The organism is Aquiflexum gelatinilyticum (genome assembly GCF_024813435.1).
Lineage (GTDB): Bacteria > Bacteroidota > Bacteroidia > Cytophagales > Cyclobacteriaceae > Cognataquiflexum > Cognataquiflexum gelatinilyticum.
On the sequence record NZ_JANAEZ010000002.1, the window covers coordinates 502,877 to 519,678 of the forward strand.

The window sequence follows — 16,802 nt, forward strand, 5'->3', positions numbered from 1 at the left end:
TTTATTCTAGCCATTTAACCAAATTTATATCCTATATAGAATTGGATTTGGGATTGTTGAGGCGTAAAAATTAGATTATTTCTATTTCTTTCTCAAATTTTATTAGTACACGTTTTAAGTTTGAACTTCATGAGACTATCATTTTTTTATTTACTAAGTTTTGGCTTTCTGATTTTAAGCTGTTCTCAAAACCCAGAAATAGAAAATAAATTTGAGTTGTTATCTGCCGACTACACCGGGATTGAATTTAATAATAGGATTGATATAGATGAAAGCTTTAACGTTTTGGATTTTGACTACATCTACAATGGTGGAGGAGTAGCGGTTGGAGATTTTAACGGTGACAGCCTCCCTGATATTTTTTTTACGGGGAATATGGTTTCGTCTAAACTTTACCTCAACATGGGAGAATTTAAATTTAAAGATATCACCGAAATAGCGCAGACAAATACAAATTCCTGGACTGAAGGAGTGACGTTGGTCGATATCAATAATGATGGATTATTGGATATTTATGTCAGCGTATCAAACAGGGATAATAGCTTTCCAGATCCAAATCTCCTTTTTGTAAATCAAGGTTTAAATTCAGAAGGCATTCCTTTATTTAAAGAAATGGCTTCTAATTATGGAATAGCAGACAGGGGATATAATACCCAAGCAGCTTTTTTTGATTATGACCGGGATGGGGATTTGGATTTGTATATTTTGTCCAATGCTTTAGAGAGTTTTCAGAGAAACCTATCAAGACCAAAAGAAAAAACAGGGAAAGGAAAAAGCAATGACAAGCTTTACAAAAACAATGGTGATGGTACTTTTATCAATGTAACCACTGAGTCGGGAATATTGATCGAAGGCTATGGTTTGGGGCTTGCCATCAGCGACATCAATCAGGACGGATGGCCGGACATTTATATCGCCAATGATTTTATCACCAATGACCTCCTATACATCAATAACCGGGACGGTACTTTTTCAAACCGCATTGGGGATATGATGAATCACCAAAGCTTCAATGCAATGGGGGTAGATGTGGCTGATTTCAATAACGATGCTTTGCCTGATGTGGTGGCTTTGGATATGTTTCCTCCGGATAACCTGAGACAAAAAACCATGTTTGCCCCGACTGAAAACTACGATCTTTATCAGACAAATTTGGATAGGGGTTATGAACCGCAATATGTGAGGAATACCCTTCAGCTTAACCGTGGAAACGGTACATTCAGCGAAATCGGGTTTTTGTCAGGGATATTTCAGACCGACTGGAGTTGGTCTCCACTTTTGGCAGATTTTGATAATGATGGCAACAGGGACTTATTTATAAGCAATGGTTATGGAAAGGACGTGACTGACCTTGATTATATCAATTTCACCCAAAACCTTGGACCTTTTTCCACACCGGATGAAAGGAGAAAATTATTGATGCAGGGGCTGGAATCTCTGAAAGAAGTCAGGCTACCAAACTACGTGTTCCGAAACAATGCCGACCTAACTTTTGGGGATAAAAGTAAAGAGTGGGGAATTACCCATCCAAGTATCTCCAATGGGGTAGCTTATGCCGACTTAGACAATGACGGTGACCTTGATTTGGTAATCAATAATCTTAATGAAACCGCCTTTGTCTATAAAAATACCACAAGGGAAAAACAACCTGAATCAACCAATTACCTTAAAATATCTTTTGAAGGGCCATCCCAAAACAAGAACGGAATCGGTGCAAAAGTGTACCTCAACTTTGCTTCAGGAGATTCACTCACCACCCTATACCATGAACATTACTCTACCCGAGGATATAAATCCTATGTAGAATCAATAGCCCATTTTGGGATTGGTAAGACAAAAACTATAAATGAACTCAAAGTAATATGGCCGGATGGAAAAACCCAGCTGATAAATGACATACCTTCAAATCAAAAAATTACCTTAAACTTTAATGCGGCGGTTGAACCAGAATTAGGCGATGATGAGGTTTACTCCATTCCGGAATTTATCGAAGTCAGCGAGGATTTGGGGATTGATTATTTTCACCATCATATTTCTTACAAAGACTTTAACAGGCAAAGGTTACTCCCCCATAAGCATTCTGAAAATGGCCCCGGGATTGCCGTAGGGGATGTCAATGGCGATGGAATGGAAGATTTTTTTATCGGTGGATCAAAAGACCATCCCGGAGAATTTTTTATTCAAGCAAAAGATGGCCGATTTACCAAGAAAAAACTGGACGACAATTCCCCGTTTGACGATATGGGTTGTCTTTTGTTTGATGCAAATGGTGATGGAAATCTTGACTTGTATGTGGTAAGCGGAGGAAGCAGGTATCAAGAATCATCACCTGAATATCAGGACAGGCTGTATACCAATGATGGTAAAGGAAATTTCAGAATTATTCCGGATTTGATCCCGGATATGGCATTTAGCGGGTCTGTAGTGACAGCGGCAGATTATGATGGAGATGGGGATTTGGATCTTTTTGTTGGTGGGCGAGTCAAGCCTGGGCAATATCCTTTATCTCCAAAATCAGTGATTTTAGAAAACCGAGGAGGTAAATTTTCAGATGTAAGTAATTCTTTATTTGCCGGACTTGATTCCTTGGGAATGGTGACAGCAGCACTTTGGACTGATTTTGACTTAGATGGGTTGTTGGATTTGATCGTGGTAGGTGAATGGATGCCAGTCAAATTCCTTAAGCAAAATCGAAAAACAGATGGTGCTATCAAACTACTGGATGTTTCAGCCGATTTTGCACCTCAAAAATCAACAGGATGGTGGAACAGCATCATTTCCGTAGACCTAAATAAAAATGGAAAAAAGGAGTACATTCTCGGAAACCTAGGCCTAAATTCAAGGTGGAAAGCCAATCCTGAACAACCCCTGATTATGATTGCTAAGGATTTTGATTCCAACAAGAGTGTGGATCCAATCATGTTCCAATACCTTCAGAATGGATTTTTTGCTGCTCCCGGGCGAGACATGGTAGTCAGTCAAGTTCCATCTTGGAAAAATCGGTTTCTTGTTTATTCCGAATATGCAAACAGGACACTTAATGATTTTTTCGCTTCTGAAGCTTTGAAAGGTGCACACCGGTACGAAGTGGATTATTTTCAAAGTGCCGTAATGGAAAATAATTTGGGTAATAAATTCTCACTTAAATCCTTACCCGTAGAAGCTCAGTTTGCTCCCCAATACGGAATAATTGCTTTGGATAATCCTATCAGAAAAAATCAATCCTTACTTATGATAGGTAATTTCTACGGTAACGAGACTGTAACCGGAAGGTATGATGCCTCCAAAGGTCTTCAGGTAGAAATAAATAATGGTGAATTGAAGTCCTTGTCCTTAAGAGAAAGTGGATTAGTGGTAAATGGCCAAGGAAGGGCTTTAGCAGTTTTAAGGGATCAAAATGGCAACCCGTTTATCCTTGCAGCCCAACATGGGGACAGTTTGAAGGTATTTAAAAATAGAGAGGTCCAAGCTTACAGACAAGTTATAAAGCTTGGACCTCTTGATTATTTGGCTGAAATCACTTTCAAAGATAGCTCAAAATCCGTCAAAGAATTTTATTATGGAGATGGATATCTTTCCCAATCTTCGAGAATTTTTCCAATTTTGAAAGATTACCAAAAAGTAGAAATTTCAGATTATAAAGGGGGAAAAAGAGTCGTCTTTGGAAATTGATTTCCGAAGTATCAATCCTCAAAATCAATCAACTCCCATTTTTTGAACAAGTCAAAATTCAGAGAAACATAAAAGATGTTGGCGTCTAATCCTGCGTAAGGTTGGAAGGTGCCACCATTTCCATCTGAAGCTGTAAAGTTTCTATTGAAGAAAGTATTCAGATAATACTTTGCTTTGATACTTGTTCCCTTTGGTAATGTATAGCCGATGAACAGAGCATGCTGCAATGTATTGACCCTGTCACTGAACCATACACTGAATCTTTCAGTCCTTTTTTCATCGACAAAAGTTCGCTCACGGTAATTCATGGCAATCTCGAGTTCGTACCCAGCGAAGAAAAACCGGTCCTCCATATGACCAAGCTTTATACCTACCGGGATACCCAGATTGTAATTTCTGACTTTTTTTCTCACCGAAGCAGATTCGTCAAAAATAAAACCCACGTTGCGGATATTGACTCCTGTGAACCATCCAAAAGATTCACTTTGGTCAAAATTAAGAAGTGTCTGAAGATTAATCACCGGAGAAAATCTCAAAACATTGTTGTTGTTTTGTAACGTTCCTGTAGAAAAGATCCATTCCCCACCTGAAGTGAAATAAGGCTTGCCTTCTTTTGTCACTGTTTTGGTTTGGGCAAATGACATGGAAATCATGCAGGAAACAATAATAAGTGTTGTGTAGATTTTTTTCATATATCAAATTTTTTTGGCTTAAAACAAATATCTAAAACTAAAATTAAATCAAATAATTTAAGTATGATTAATTCGGTATTATTTAGAAATATTTTTGGCAACAGAATGGATCCCAAAAATCAATAATCCTAAAGTTGTCCAAAGAACAGTATCCCAAATTTCTTCTGATTTGGTACCTGAAAGCAGCCAAAGCGTAGCACCTATCCCGGCTATGGCAAAGTAATTACCAAATGGGATTTTGAAAAATTCGCCTTCGGGATTGGTTTTTCTAAGCTTGATCAAGGAAGCACAGACCAAAGCATACAAAATCAGCCGTGAAATTACCGAAACAGCTAATGAACTCATAAATCCCCATACTATGGCCACAAAAGCTACCAAGGCTGAGAAAAACAAAATAGAGACATATGGAGTAGCAAATTTTGGATGGATTTTTCCGAATAATTTTGGCAATTGATCTTCTTGACTGAGTGCAAAAGGTAATCTCGATCCACTCAAGATCTGAACATTCAGTGTCCCCAAAATGGAAATAACGGCACCGACTGTAATAAATAGCCCTCCATACCAACCCATAAATATTGATGCTGCATCGGCAAGGGGTTTTTCGGAAGAAGCCAAATCAGGAAGTGTTCCAATAGAAACTATCTGGATCAAGATATAAAATCCGGCAATGACTGCTGCTGCTGTCAATAATCCAAAGGGCAGGTTTTTTCTGGGATTCACAATCTCGCCGCTATTGACCAAGCCGGCCTCAAAGCCCCCGAAAGCAAAAACCAACAATAAGGTTGAAGCAGAAAAATCCTTCAATGTAGGAATAGGATGGCCTTTCATCAGATCAAAATCGATGGAAAATAATCCTACGATGATAAATATGGCTAAGGGAAAAAGCTTTGCCACTGTTAGTACATTACTTACCCTTGCGGTATTTTTTACCCCAATCCAATTGAAATAGGCAATTACAGCAGTGATGAAGATGATAATGGCAATTCTTATTTCGGGTTGATTGAACTTGTCAGAGAAAAATGAAAGGTATAGCACCATCAGATTGATCAGGGTGGCATAGCTAAAAAGCCTCGTCAGCATCAGGAGCCAACCTATAATAAAGGCGGGAACAGGCCCAAAAGCAGTGTAAACATAAAGGTAAGGCCCACCCGTCTGTTCAAAACGTGAACTGACTTCTGCAAAGACCAAAATCAAAACAGCCATCACCAAGGCACAGACCACAAAGGCCAAAATGGAGTATACTCCTGAAAGCGCAAAAACTTTGGCAGGCAATGCGAAAATCCCCGCTCCGATGACAGAATTAATAATCAGGAAAACCAAATCCCATCTTTGGATGCCGCGCTTGAGTGTTGTGGGAGAATTTGTCAATTTGCTTTCTTTTGGTTGTTTACTTTCCTAATCCCCTCCTGATTCAGCTCCACAAATAAACAAATAAACAATAAATCAAATAACCACTTAAACAATAACCAAATTCTACAAGAAATCCACATCCACGCTAAACGGATATTTCATCAGGTATTGTAAAGCATCTTCAATCTTGAGGTCTTCAAAGAGGACTTTATATAGGTTTTCCGTGATGGGCGCCCGCATTCCAGTTCCCTCTACAAAAGCTTTGATGAGTTTGATGGTATTGACACCTTCTGCTACTTCCTCCATGGTATTCAGGATATCGTCGAGTTTCTCTCCTTTTGCCAATCTAAATCCAACGGTGTAGTTTCTTGACAAGGTAGAATTGCAGGTAGTCACAAGGTCCCCGATTCCAGCCAGGCCGATAAAAGATTTCAGACTTCCTCCAAGGGCATTCCCAAGGTACACCAGTTCCACCATACCTCGTGAAATCAGAAGTCCTTTTGCATTTTCTCCCAAACCCATTCCTGCAAGAGCACCGGCTGCGATGGCGATGATGTTTTTGAGTACACCGCTTAGCTCGACTCCGACAATGTCAGAATTGCCATAGACTTGAAATTTATCTGTACGGAGCAACCGCTGTCCCTCCAATATCACTTCGTTATATTTGCTGGCTACCACGGTGGCGCCCGGCTGACCGAGATAAAGTTCCCTCGCCAGGTTGGGGCCCGCAAGACATCCGACTCTAACTACAACAGTTTCCTTCATGATGACCTCGCTCATGGTAAGGATATTTTCTCTGTTGATTTTTCCCATTTCCTCTAGGGTTTTCCCCTTTGGAAGGTTGAGACAAAGGCCCTTTGTGCCATGAATGATCAGGTGGTAGGGATATAAAAAAGGAGAAAAAGAGCGGATTACTTCCTGGAAAGCTGAAGAAGGAACCATAAAAAAAATGGTGTTACACGATTTACACAAATGTTCAGGATCTTGGGTAGCAAATATTTCAGCGTTGATCTGAGCCCCATCGACGGTATGTTTCTGGTTGATTTCATCGACCACTTCGGCCCGTCTGACAAAGGCAATTACCTTACTTTTTTCGGCAAGAATATTGGCTATGGCAGTACCAAAGCTTCCCATGCCCACGACACCAACTGATATTTCTTTAGAAGAGTTTTTCGAGGTCATATCCATAAAGTCTGTTGTGGTAATAATACAGGAGATTCAAATCCTGGGTTTCAATATTCCCCATGCTGTTTTTGACTAATGGTCTCTTGGCATGGTACATTCCGACGTTAGCCAATCCATGGTCAATGATGCTGTCAATATCCATTTTCATATGGGGAGCGATCTGAACTTTTGACTCAGCTTCCAGTTCTTGGATTTTGTCCAGTACTTTTTGACATTCTTCTTTGAATTCATTGTAAATGATCACCACATCTTCTTCAGGTAACCTGAGAAGGTTGTAGAGATCCATTTTTTTATTTTCTCTTTTGATCATCTGAAAAGCAGTAAATGCAACGAGATGAGAACTGAAGACCCTGTTGATTTTGTGAAATTCCTCAACGATGCGTTTTCCAAGATGGTAGGTGTATTCTTCCTCCCTTTGGGCATCCACGGTGACTTTTCCATTATAAAGGAAGTAATCTTTAGTATCTATTTTTCTTCCGTTTCTGTCTATGCTGTTTCCTTCGTTGTCCACATAGTTGCCCAATACATCCAAGGCCTTCCCGACAGAAACAGAAATGTCTGAACCTTTTGTAAAGAACTTGACCAGGAATTTAGAGATTTTGTAGGAGGTGGAAAACTCGTCAGACTCCTTATAATAGCGTTCCTGACCTGTCAAAGCCAGGTGTTCTTGGATAAGACTTGGTGCCTCTAGAACGAAGTGGTAGTTGATCGTGACAGGGACAATGAAAATCTTTCCACTTACATCATCTTCGCCTTTTTCAAAATTTGCTCTTTGGGCTTCCACCGCGGTACTCAACAAACCGAGTTTGAGTTTTTTCTCAATCATTCCACTTCTCGAACGCGTACCTCCGGGAAAGAAAAGACTATGTACGCCAAACTGCAATGCTTCTGAAGAATATGTTTTTAATGTCTCAAGATAAATGAGGTTTTTCTTTCTCCTGTCAACCTTGTAGGCACCAAGGGCATTCATGAAGTAGGCAAAAATACTGATGTTGAAAAGGTTCAATCCGGCTCCATAGATGAATGGGGGCAAACCCAAAACAGATATAATCCAGCCTATCAAAATGCTGTCTAGATTGGAAAAATGGGTAGGAACCATCACAATTGTTCCTTTTGAAGCGAGTTCTCTGATCTGATCGGTTTCCCCTACGATCTGGATTTTATCCTGAAGGCTAAATTGGTTGCTAAATATTGATTTAAATCCTTTGACCCGAGCTGCATTCAACAGACGTGAAAATCCAAAAGTAACTATCCTCCGGGTGACCTTATAATGTGTATGGACAAAATTACTTGCGATTTCCTCCGAATACCGCATAGTAATGTCGTCGAGGATTTCGAGGTATTTTTTCTTCTTTTGTGTTTTGGTCAGACTGCTGTCGGCGCTGAGTTGGACGAGGCTGGATTTTACTTTTCCCCAAAATTCTTTTTCATCATCCGGATCCACAGCCCAAGGGTTTTGCTTCATCCTCAGTTTTTCACGGTAAAGGGTTGTTTCCAACTCCTCCCTGAGCAAATCCATATTTTCTGCGGTAATTTCTAGGACTGATGTTTTGCTGGCATCAGCCACTTTCCTTACAAAATCCTTCCTGTTTTTGCTGAGTTTTACAACGGGCCATTCATCCTTTTTTGGAAGGATTGGTTCGTATTTGTGTTTGATATAAGTATCAGCCAAGTGATTTTCTATTTTGGATGGATAGCAAAGATAACAAAAATCACCACGTTGGTACACGCAGATTTGGGCGTTTATAATCCGATTTTGAAGGGACAAAGAAAAAAAGTGGAATAGCCAAAACGATTTTAACTCGGGGCAGTTTGTTTGGTAATATTTCATCATGGGTTTTGTGCTGCTAAGAATCCATTGTATTATTGCAGCAGCATTGTTTTATGAAGCCTGACCTCAAACAGATTCAAGCACCTATAGCCACAGAGATGGAGGAATTTGAAATCAAATTCCGTGACTTTATGAAAAGTAAAGTCAAACTTCTCGACCATATCACCAATTACATAGTCAGACGTAAAGGCAAGCAGATGCGGCCTATGTTTGTTTTTTTGACTGCGGGAATGACCGGTGGGATTACTGAATCCACATATAGAGGAGCTGCTTTGATCGAACTTTTGCATACCGCTACGCTTGTTCACGATGATGTCGTAGACGATTCAAACTATCGTCGCGGATTTTTTTCTATCAATGCACTTTGGAAAAACAAGATAGCGGTCCTAGTAGGCGACTATTTACTTTCAAGAGGGCTGTTGCTCAGTGTGGACAACGGTGATTTTGACCTGCTCAAAATCGTCTCCAATGCCGTACGCGAAATGTCTGAAGGTGAATTGCTTCAAATGGCTAAATCCCGAAAACTTGATATTACCGAAGAAGTCTATTACACCATCATCCGTCAAAAAACTGCGAGCTTGATCGCTTCCTGTTGTGCTGTCGGGGCATCAACTTCCGGGGCTGCAATAGAGATAATTGATAAGATGCGGACTTTCGGAGAGAAAATCGGAATGGCATTTCAAATTAAAGACGACCTTTTTGACTATGGAGAAGATGAGATCGGAAAACCTTTGGGTATTGACATCAAAGAAAAAAAGATGACGCTTCCCCTTATCTATGCCCTCAATAATGCCTCTTGGCTGGACAAAAGGAAAATAATCTACCTTGTCCGCAATAAAAACGAGGATAAAAAATCTGTGAATGAAGTCATTGAATTTGTCAAAAAGTCCGGCGGCTTGGCCTATGCAAATGAAGCCATGAACAGGTATTTCGAAGAGGCGATGACACTATTGACCGAATTTCCTGAATCCGAATATAAGACTTCACTCGAAGGTCTGGTCAGGTACACCATCGAGCGGAAGAAGTAACATAGCTCGAAAGATTTTATTTCCCCGGTCTACTGTGACTGAAAACTGCCTACTGCGACTGCAACCTATTCCTCCACCAATTCCTTCACCAGCGCTTCATGTTCAGCAACCCATCGGTCATAGTAATCACCCGTACCGGGTCCAGTAAATCCAGTATGTATCTTCCTGACTTTTCCTTTTTTGTCCATATAAATCAGGGTAGGAAATGCCAGAACTTCATTCAAAGCAGGTAAGGCCTCTGAAGCCTTTTCCTTGTCACTGACCCCTGCGATCAGAAAAGTGTAATTGGCATTCAGCCTGTCGATTGTTTTCTTTACCCTTGTGCTTGCATAGTCAAACTCGGGCTTGCTTTCGAATGCAAGACCAATGATTTCAATACCGCGGTCTTTATTTTTTTCATACCAAGGGCCCAAAAACTTGGTTTCATCGACGCAGTTTGGACACCAGGTCCCAAAAATCTGCACCAATACCACTTTATCTTTAAATTTCTCATCTTGATTGGAAACAGGATTTCCATTTACATCAGGGAATGTGAATGAAAAAGTATCATAACCTTCTTTGAGGTAATTAAGAGAGAAAGCATCAGGAAGTTCATAATCCTCATCTCTGTTTGCTGTAAAAGTTTCTTTGCTTTTAGGCCCGCTTCGGAAGCGACCTTTCACAGACCCATTAGCCTGAAGTTCTCCCGAAAACAGGAATAAATGGTTGCCATCAAAGGTGCTCAGGAAAAAAGTATTACCCGATACGTTGCCTTCTAGGTAGCGGTAATCTCCAAGTTTGGTAAGGAATGTCCCTGTGATATTATCTCCGTTTTGGGTGAAAATCCCAACAGCAGGATAGGTATCTCCATCTTCCTCGAGAAATTCTGTTTTCCACTTTCCGGAGAAATCCGTCGAGGGTTTTTCAGTCACTTCAAACCTGGTGATTTCTCCCTTTTCAGCTTTGAATGGCACGAAGTAATCTTTTGCATAATTTTTTGTGAACACTCCCTCTATCAGGTTGTTACCAATGATTTTTGCCCGAATCTCTGCATCAAAAGTTCCCATTGTAACCTTGATAGAATCACCGGTAACCGCCACCTCATCAAAGGTCAAAATTTCCTCTGCATGATAAGCTTCCATAGTCCATTTTTCACCGTTTTGAATAAATCCTATTTCAAAGGGAAGGAGGTCACCGCCAAGATCGAGCTCAGCATGCCACTTGCCTTTGAGATTGGGATTTTCAGTTTTTTTGTTTCCGCATGAAATAAGAAAAATAGCCGAAACCGAAAGGGTAAAAACAGAAAGGAGCTTCATTGTGAGTTGTGGAGTTTTTTGGTGCAAATAAAATCAAAATCTATTAACCTACTGGTTTTGTGTGGTAAAGATTTTTTTTTGCCAAAAGGTTCATTTCGTAATAATTGACTTTTGTTTTGGGGAATTTCTTCTGAAATACCAAAACCTTTGGGAAATTGCTCCACTTTTCTCCCAAATTGGAAATAATGGATTTGATCCCGAATATTTTTCATTTCATTTAACAGAAAAACGCTGTTTTTGAATTGTTTTTGAAGTTTTTTCTCGGGAGAGATTTTTCCCAAGTGGCTGAGCACCAAATAAAAAAAGGCTGAATTTTTTGAACATTTATTGTAATAAATCAAACTTTTGAATAGTTTTAAGAAAAAGTGGAGAAAAGTGGGGGAAAGTGGTGGATTGTGTAATTGCTTTTCTTACTTTTGTCTTTGTAGTAAATCCAAGATAAGCCCATGGGAATGTTCAACGGTCTGTATGAATGCAAGGTGGATCCGAAAGGACGTCTGGCATTGCCTGCCAAAATGAAGGCGGCAATTCCTGACTCCAACGGTGATACCCTCATTTTACGCCATGGAGACGATGGATGTCTTGCGTTGTACACCCAAGTAGAGTTTAAAAAACTTTTACATCAGATCAATGCGCTTTCAGACCGCGATCCTATCCAAAGAAGGATCAAGAGAGGATTTTTTGAAAGCATGACTGAAGTGGAGCTGGACAGTGCAGGCCGTTTTTTGATCCCCAAAACTTTTCTACAAAAGGCTGGCATTGATAAAGACGCCACTGTATTGGGTTATGGCTCTTTTATCGAAATCTGGAATCCTGAAAAATACGGTCAAAATTCTATAAAAGACCAGGATGAGCTGTCGAGCTTGATGGACCAATATCTTTCCTGACTATGACAGCCCTTCCTTATCATATTCCCGTGATGCTTGGCCCCTGCATTGAAGGATTGGCTATTAATCCCAATGGGATTTATATAGACCTGACTTTTGGTGGTGGCGGACATTCGAAAGAAATACTCAAGCATCTTGAAAAAGGACATTTGTATGGATTTGACCAAGATGTAGATGCTGAAGAGAACATTCCAGAAGATGACCGCTTTTCATTCATTCAGGCCAATTTCAGGGATTTTAGAAAATATCTCCGATTGTACGGGGTAAATCAGGTAGACGGGATTCTTGCTGATTTGGGGATTTCTTCCCATCAGATCGATGAACCTAAAAGGGGTTTTTCGACACGTTTCGAAGGAGAGCTTGACATGAGGATGAGTAGCGGGATGGACATTTCTGCAAAGGATGTCCTGAACACCTACGAGGAAGGGAAGCTTCACAAGATTTTTGGCATTTATGGAGAAATCAAAAATGCCAAAACTCTAGCACAGGCGGTCGTCTCCCAAAGAGCGGCAGCACAATTTGAAACAACAGCAGATTTCAAAGCGCTACTCCAAAAATATGCGCCGCGAGGCAAAGAGTTCAAATACTTCGCCCAGGTGTTTCAGGCATTAAGGATTGAAGTCAATGATGAGATGGGAGCCTTGGAAGATATGCTGAAACAAACAGTGGATGCATTGAAGCCCGGAGGAAGGTTGGTCATTATGAGCTACCATTCCTTAGAGGACAGGTTGGTGAAGAACTTTATCAACAAAGGAAAATTCCAGGGTGAGGTTGAAAAAGATTTCTACGGCAACCTGATCAGACCTTTGGAACCGATACATAGAAAGGCACTCATCGCTGATGAGGAAGAAATACAGAGAAACAACAGGGCACGCAGTGCCAAACTGAGAATAGCTGAAAAGAAATAAGATGAGCCAAAATACTTTCAAGAAGAAAATCCAACAAGGTTCTTCTCCAAAGGGGAATGGTAAAAACATCTTTACCATGATCGAGGAGAAGCTGAATGTGACCGGTATTCTTGGCGAAGGTGTTCCGGTCCATTTTGCACCGCCTTTCTTCTTCGCGGCTTTCTTAGCGCTCATTTATATATGGAGCAACCACCGTGCAGACAATATGATCCGCAAGATCGAAAAACTGCAACAGGAAGTTGAGGACGTCAGGGCAGATGTCACCACGCTCGAAGCGGAGTTTATGCTGAGCAGCAAACAATCAGAAGTAGCAAAGAAAATTGCGCCTTTGGGCATCGTAGAAATAGAAGAACCACCGATTAAAATCATTGTTGACTAGTGAATATAAAACGTTCCATAGTACTGCGTGTAAGGATAGCCTTCATTTTGGTGGCTTTGTTTGCCGGGGCAATCTTCTACAGGATTGTCCATTTGCAGTTTATGGAGGGTGAAAAATGGCAAACAAAATCTGAAACCCTTAATTTCCAGTATAGACAAGTAAGCGCCACCAGAGGCAATATCTATGCGGCCGACGGTAGCCTGTTGGCGACCAGCCTTCCTTTTTATAGGGTGGTGATTGATCCCATGATGGCTAAAGAAGATGTGTTTTCAAAAGGCATTGACTCTTTATCCTACTTTTTGTCTTCCCACTTCAAGGACAAATCCGCCAATTCTTACAAAAGGATGATCAGGGATGCCCGCTCGGAGAAGAAAAGATACGTCATCCTCAACCGTACCCAAATCGGTTATCAGGACATGCAGAAAATGGCCAAATGGCCGATTTTCAGAAACGGGCGCTCCGGTGGTGGGGTGATCTTCGAAAAAGTAGAAAAAAGATACAGACCCTTCAATAACCTTGCAAGCAGAACTGTGGGATTTGTCAATGAAGACAAAAACGGAGCAGGAATAGAATACAGTTTCAATAATTTTTTGGAAGGGAAAAATGGAAAAGCCCTTTTTCAAAGAATTGCCGGCGGCTCTTGGAAGCCGGTTTTTGATGCGGAAGACATCAAGCCTGATGATGGCTATGATATCCTCACCACCTTGGATGTCAATATTCAAGATGTAGCAGAATCTGCGCTTTTGAGACAATTGACAAATAAAGATGCTGAGTTTGGATGTGTGATCGTGATGGAAGTGGCTACCGGCCAAATTAAGGCATTGATCAATCTTCAAAAAAACAAAGACGGATTTGGATACGGGGAGAACTACAATTTTGCTATTGGGGACCAGGGTTTGACAGAACCGGGTTCGACATTTAAGTTGCTGTCAATGCTTGCCCTGCTTGAAGAAAGTAAAATCAACCTCAATGATTCTATCGATACAGGCAAAGGAACTTTCAAATTCTATGACAGGAATATGAATGATTCCAAAGAAGGTGGCTATGGCAAAATCACGATCAAAGAAGCATTTGAGAAATCTTCCAATGTGGCTATATCCCGGCTTGTAGAAGATAATTTTGGACACAATCCAAGCAAGTTTGTCGCCTACATTGAAAAAGCAGGACTCGACAAGCCGATTGATTTTCAATTGAAAGGCGAAGGGGTTCCTTATTTCAAAAAGCCCGGAGAAAAGAATTGGTACGGAACCACGCTTCCTTGGATGTCAATCGGCTATGAGGCCAAGTTGACACCTTTACACACCCTCATGCTATACAATGCCATAGCAAACGATGGTAAAATGGTCAAACCAATGATCGTTAAGGCTGTAGCTAGGGGGAATCAGATAGAAGAAAAATACGAAACAGAAGTGGTACGTAGGAGCATTGCTTCCTCCAAAACCATTGACCAATTGAAAGAATTGTTGGAAGGTGTGGTAGAAAACGGCACCGCCAAGAATGTCTATACAGAAGAATACAAGATCGCCGGCAAAACAGGTACCGCCCAAAAGCTGATTGGTGGCAGGTACACACAAAAATATTACACATCATTTGCAGGATATTTTCCTGCAGACAACCCAAAATATTCGGCCATTGTGGTGATTGACAGTCCCAAAGGTTTTGCTGCCTACGGTGGAGATGTTTCAGCTCCTGTGTTTAAGGAAATTGCTGACAAAATATATGCTCAGGACCTTGGATTGAACGATAAAAAATCGGAGAAAATCTACCTGACTTCCAATTCCGGACCTTTTCCTTTGATTCAGTCAGGGAATATGGAAGAGCTGCAGATGATCTGCAACAAGTTTGGAATATCCAACCATGTTTCAGGTGATATTGAAGAGGAATGGGTCAAGTCTACCCCGGTCAACAAAGCCGTGATCTGGAAGGCAAATAAAACAGATTCGCCAACAGTGCCTGATGTGACGGGCATGTCCTTGAGGGATGCTTTGTATGTATTGGAAAACAAAGGAATACGCGTGGTCTATCAGGGTAAGGGAAGGGTCAGAGGCCAATCTATCAATCCCGGTACTCCAGTCAATAATGCTTATGTAATCAATTTAGTATTGGGATAAATGAAAGTACTGAAAGACATATTGTACAAAGTCTCCCTGACTTCTACCATTGGAAACATGGAAGTGGAGGTAGGCGATATTGTCTTTGACAGCCGCAAAGTCCTTTCGGGAACGGTTTTCGTAGCCATTTCCGGAACTCAGGTTGACGGCCATGCTTTCATCGAAACAGCCATAGAAAAAGGAGCTGTAGCCATAATTTGTGAAACGATGCCTGAAAAGCTCCAAGGAAATGTCACCTATGTTCAGGTGGTTAATTCCTCCAAAGCATTGGGAATCATGGCATCCAATTATTTCGAAAATCCATCTGAAAAGTTGAAGCTCGTGGCGGTAACAGGTACCAATGGGAAAACCACTACCGTCACGCTTCTTTATCAGTTATTTATGGAAATGGGGTATCAGACAGGTTTGCTTTCCACAGTGGAAAACAAAATCAACGAACTGACCATCCCTTCCACACATACAACACCTGATGCGCTGAGCATTCAGAAACTCCTTCGTCAAATGGTAGATGCAGGCTGCACCCATTGTTTTATGGAGGCAAGTTCTCATGCTATCGTCCAGGAAAGGACAGCGGGTCTGACGTTTGCCGGAGCCTTATTTACCAATATCACACATGACCACTTGGATTACCATGGTTCTTTTGACGAATACATCAAGGCCAAGAAAAAGCTATTTGATGAACTGCCAAAAGACGCTTTTGCACTAGTCAATGCAGATGACAAGCGGGGCATGGTCATGTTACAAAATTTCAAAGGCTCAGGCCATACTTTCGGGTTGAAATTCCCCGCTGACTTCAAAGCCAAAATCATTTCCAATACCCTCGAAGGACTTGAACTTGAGATTGACAACAGACAGGTTTGGTTTAGGATGATCGGTCAGTTCAATGCTTATAACCTACTTGGGGTATTTGCCATCGCGGTGCTGTTGGGCGAAGAAGAGGAAGAAGTGCTGATGCAGCTTTCCAAAGTTCCCGGAGCGCAGGGTCGTTTCGACAAAATCGCCATGTATGGCATCACTGCCATCGTCGATTATGCCCATACGCCTGACGCACTCGAAAATGTCCTCAAAACCATACAAGGTGTTAGGACCGGAGGAGAACAGGTAATCACGGTCGTCGGCTGTGGCGGCAACAGGGACAAAACCAAAAGACCTGTAATGGCCAAGATCGCAACCCAATTTTCGGACAAAGTGATCCTAACTTCAGATAATCCCCGAGACGAAGAACCTATGTCCATCCTGAGAGAGATGGAAGCAGGAATCAATCCTGTGGATTTCAAAAAAACACTGGTGATAGAAGATAGAAGAGAAGCCATCAAGACGGCCGCTGTCATGGCGAAAAAGGGAGACATCATCCTTGTAGCAGGCAAAGGACATGAAACCTATCAGGAAATCAAGGGAGTGAAATATCCTTTTGATGATCGTCAGGTTGTGGCCGAATTACTTAATCTGTTGAATAAAGACTGA

12 protein-coding genes are annotated in these 16,802 nt (G+C 41.2%); 7 read left to right on the top strand and 5 right to left on the bottom strand.

Annotation, left to right across the window (positions count from 1 at the left end):
* The first annotated feature begins 129 nt into the window (after positions 1-129).
* Positions 130-3,672, top strand: coding sequence for a VCBS repeat-containing protein (locus tag NK987_RS06685; RefSeq protein WP_259263227.1), 3,543 nt, complete (start codon positions 130-132; stop codon positions 3,670-3,672).
* An 11-nt stretch (positions 3,673-3,683) separates the two neighbouring features.
* Here the strand turns inward: NK987_RS06685 and NK987_RS06690 are convergent, their stop codons facing one another.
* The 4 genes from NK987_RS06690 to NK987_RS06705 form a co-directional block, all read right to left on the bottom strand.
* Positions 3,684-4,364: a hypothetical protein gene (locus NK987_RS06690; protein WP_259263228.1), complete on the bottom strand. Its 681-nt coding sequence runs from the start codon at positions 4,362-4,364 to the stop codon at positions 3,684-3,686.
* A 78-nt stretch (positions 4,365-4,442) separates the two neighbouring features.
* Complete coding sequence (locus tag NK987_RS06695) at positions 4,443-5,732, bottom strand: APC family permease (protein WP_259263229.1); 1,290 nt, start codon at positions 5,730-5,732, stop codon at positions 4,443-4,445.
* Positions 5,733-5,837: 105 nt separating this feature from the next.
* Positions 5,838-6,896, bottom strand: a complete 1,059-nt coding sequence (locus NK987_RS06700; protein WP_259263230.1) for an NAD(P)H-dependent glycerol-3-phosphate dehydrogenase — start codon at positions 6,894-6,896, stop codon at positions 5,838-5,840.
* On the bottom strand, positions 6,874-8,571 hold the full coding sequence (locus NK987_RS06705; protein WP_259263231.1) for a 1-acyl-sn-glycerol-3-phosphate acyltransferase: 1,698 nt from the start codon (positions 8,569-8,571) through the stop codon (positions 6,874-6,876). Before NK987_RS06705 ends, NK987_RS06700 begins: the two co-directional genes overlap by 23 nt.
* Before the next feature lie 212 nt (positions 8,572-8,783).
* Here NK987_RS06705 and NK987_RS06710 point away from each other — a divergent pair, with 212 nt between their 5' ends.
* A complete protein-coding gene (locus NK987_RS06710; RefSeq protein WP_258423079.1) occupies positions 8,784-9,758 on the top strand; it encodes a polyprenyl synthetase family protein in 975 nt (324 codons plus the stop codon).
* A gap of 65 nt (positions 9,759-9,823) precedes the next feature.
* On the opposite strand, the gene NK987_RS06715 is transcribed toward NK987_RS06710, so the two are convergent.
* Positions 9,824-11,053, bottom strand: coding sequence for a peroxiredoxin family protein (locus NK987_RS06715; protein WP_259263232.1), 1,230 nt, complete (start codon positions 11,051-11,053; stop codon positions 9,824-9,826).
* A gap of 446 nt (positions 11,054-11,499) precedes the next feature.
* Between NK987_RS06715 and mraZ the strand changes: the two genes are divergently transcribed.
* Genes mraZ through NK987_RS06740 form a run of 5 tightly spaced genes read left to right on the top strand, consistent with a single transcriptional unit; the run spans position 11,500 to position 16,802 of the window.
* Positions 11,500-11,940: a division/cell wall cluster transcriptional repressor MraZ gene (gene mraZ / locus NK987_RS06720; protein ID WP_258422860.1), complete on the top strand. Its 441-nt coding sequence runs from the start codon at positions 11,500-11,502 to the stop codon at positions 11,938-11,940.
* A gap of 2 nt (positions 11,941-11,942) precedes the next feature.
* A complete protein-coding gene (gene rsmH / locus NK987_RS06725) occupies positions 11,943-12,848 on the top strand; it encodes a 16S rRNA (cytosine(1402)-N(4))-methyltransferase RsmH (RefSeq protein ID WP_259263233.1) in 906 nt (301 codons plus the stop codon).
* A 1-nt stretch (position 12,849) separates the two neighbouring features.
* Positions 12,850-13,227 carry an FtsL-like putative cell division protein gene (locus tag NK987_RS06730; RefSeq protein ID WP_259263234.1) on the top strand — a complete coding sequence of 126 codons (378 nt, stop codon included), beginning with the start codon at positions 12,850-12,852 and terminating at the stop codon, positions 13,225-13,227.
* Entirely contained in the window at positions 13,227-15,338 is a 2,112-nt protein-coding gene (locus tag NK987_RS06735; RefSeq protein WP_259263235.1) for a penicillin-binding transpeptidase domain-containing protein, read from the top strand. Before NK987_RS06730 ends, NK987_RS06735 begins: the two co-directional genes overlap by 1 nt.
* Positions 15,339-16,802 (top strand): UDP-N-acetylmuramoyl-L-alanyl-D-glutamate--2,6-diaminopimelate ligase, encoded by a 1,464-nt coding sequence (locus NK987_RS06740; RefSeq protein WP_258422857.1) that lies wholly within the window; start codon positions 15,339-15,341, stop codon positions 16,800-16,802. It begins immediately after the preceding gene.

Excerpts from the sequence above, each read along its gene's own strand:
- NK987_RS06685 (WP_259263227.1), top strand. The coding sequence starts at position 130 with ATGAGACTATCATTTTTTTATTTACTAAGTTTTGGCTTTCTGATTTTA.
- NK987_RS06690 (WP_259263228.1), bottom strand. The coding sequence starts at position 4,364 with ATGAAAAAAATCTACACAACACTTATTATTGTTTCCTGCATGATTTCC.
- NK987_RS06700 (WP_259263230.1), bottom strand. The coding sequence starts at position 6,896 with ATGACCTCGAAAAACTCTTCTAAAGAAATATCAGTTGGTGTCGTGGGC.
- NK987_RS06710 (WP_258423079.1), top strand. The coding sequence starts at position 8,784 with ATGAAGCCTGACCTCAAACAGATTCAAGCACCTATAGCCACAGAGATG.
- NK987_RS06715 (WP_259263232.1), bottom strand. The coding sequence starts at position 11,053 with ATGAAGCTCCTTTCTGTTTTTACCCTTTCGGTTTCGGCTATTTTTCTT.
- mraZ (WP_258422860.1), top strand. The coding sequence starts at position 11,500 with ATGGGAATGTTCAACGGTCTGTATGAATGCAAGGTGGATCCGAAAGGA.
- rsmH (WP_259263233.1), top strand. The coding sequence starts at position 11,943 with ATGACAGCCCTTCCTTATCATATTCCCGTGATGCTTGGCCCCTGCATT.
- NK987_RS06730 (WP_259263234.1), top strand. The coding sequence starts at position 12,850 with ATGAGCCAAAATACTTTCAAGAAGAAAATCCAACAAGGTTCTTCTCCA.
- NK987_RS06740 (WP_258422857.1), top strand. The coding sequence starts at position 15,339 with ATGAAAGTACTGAAAGACATATTGTACAAAGTCTCCCTGACTTCTACC.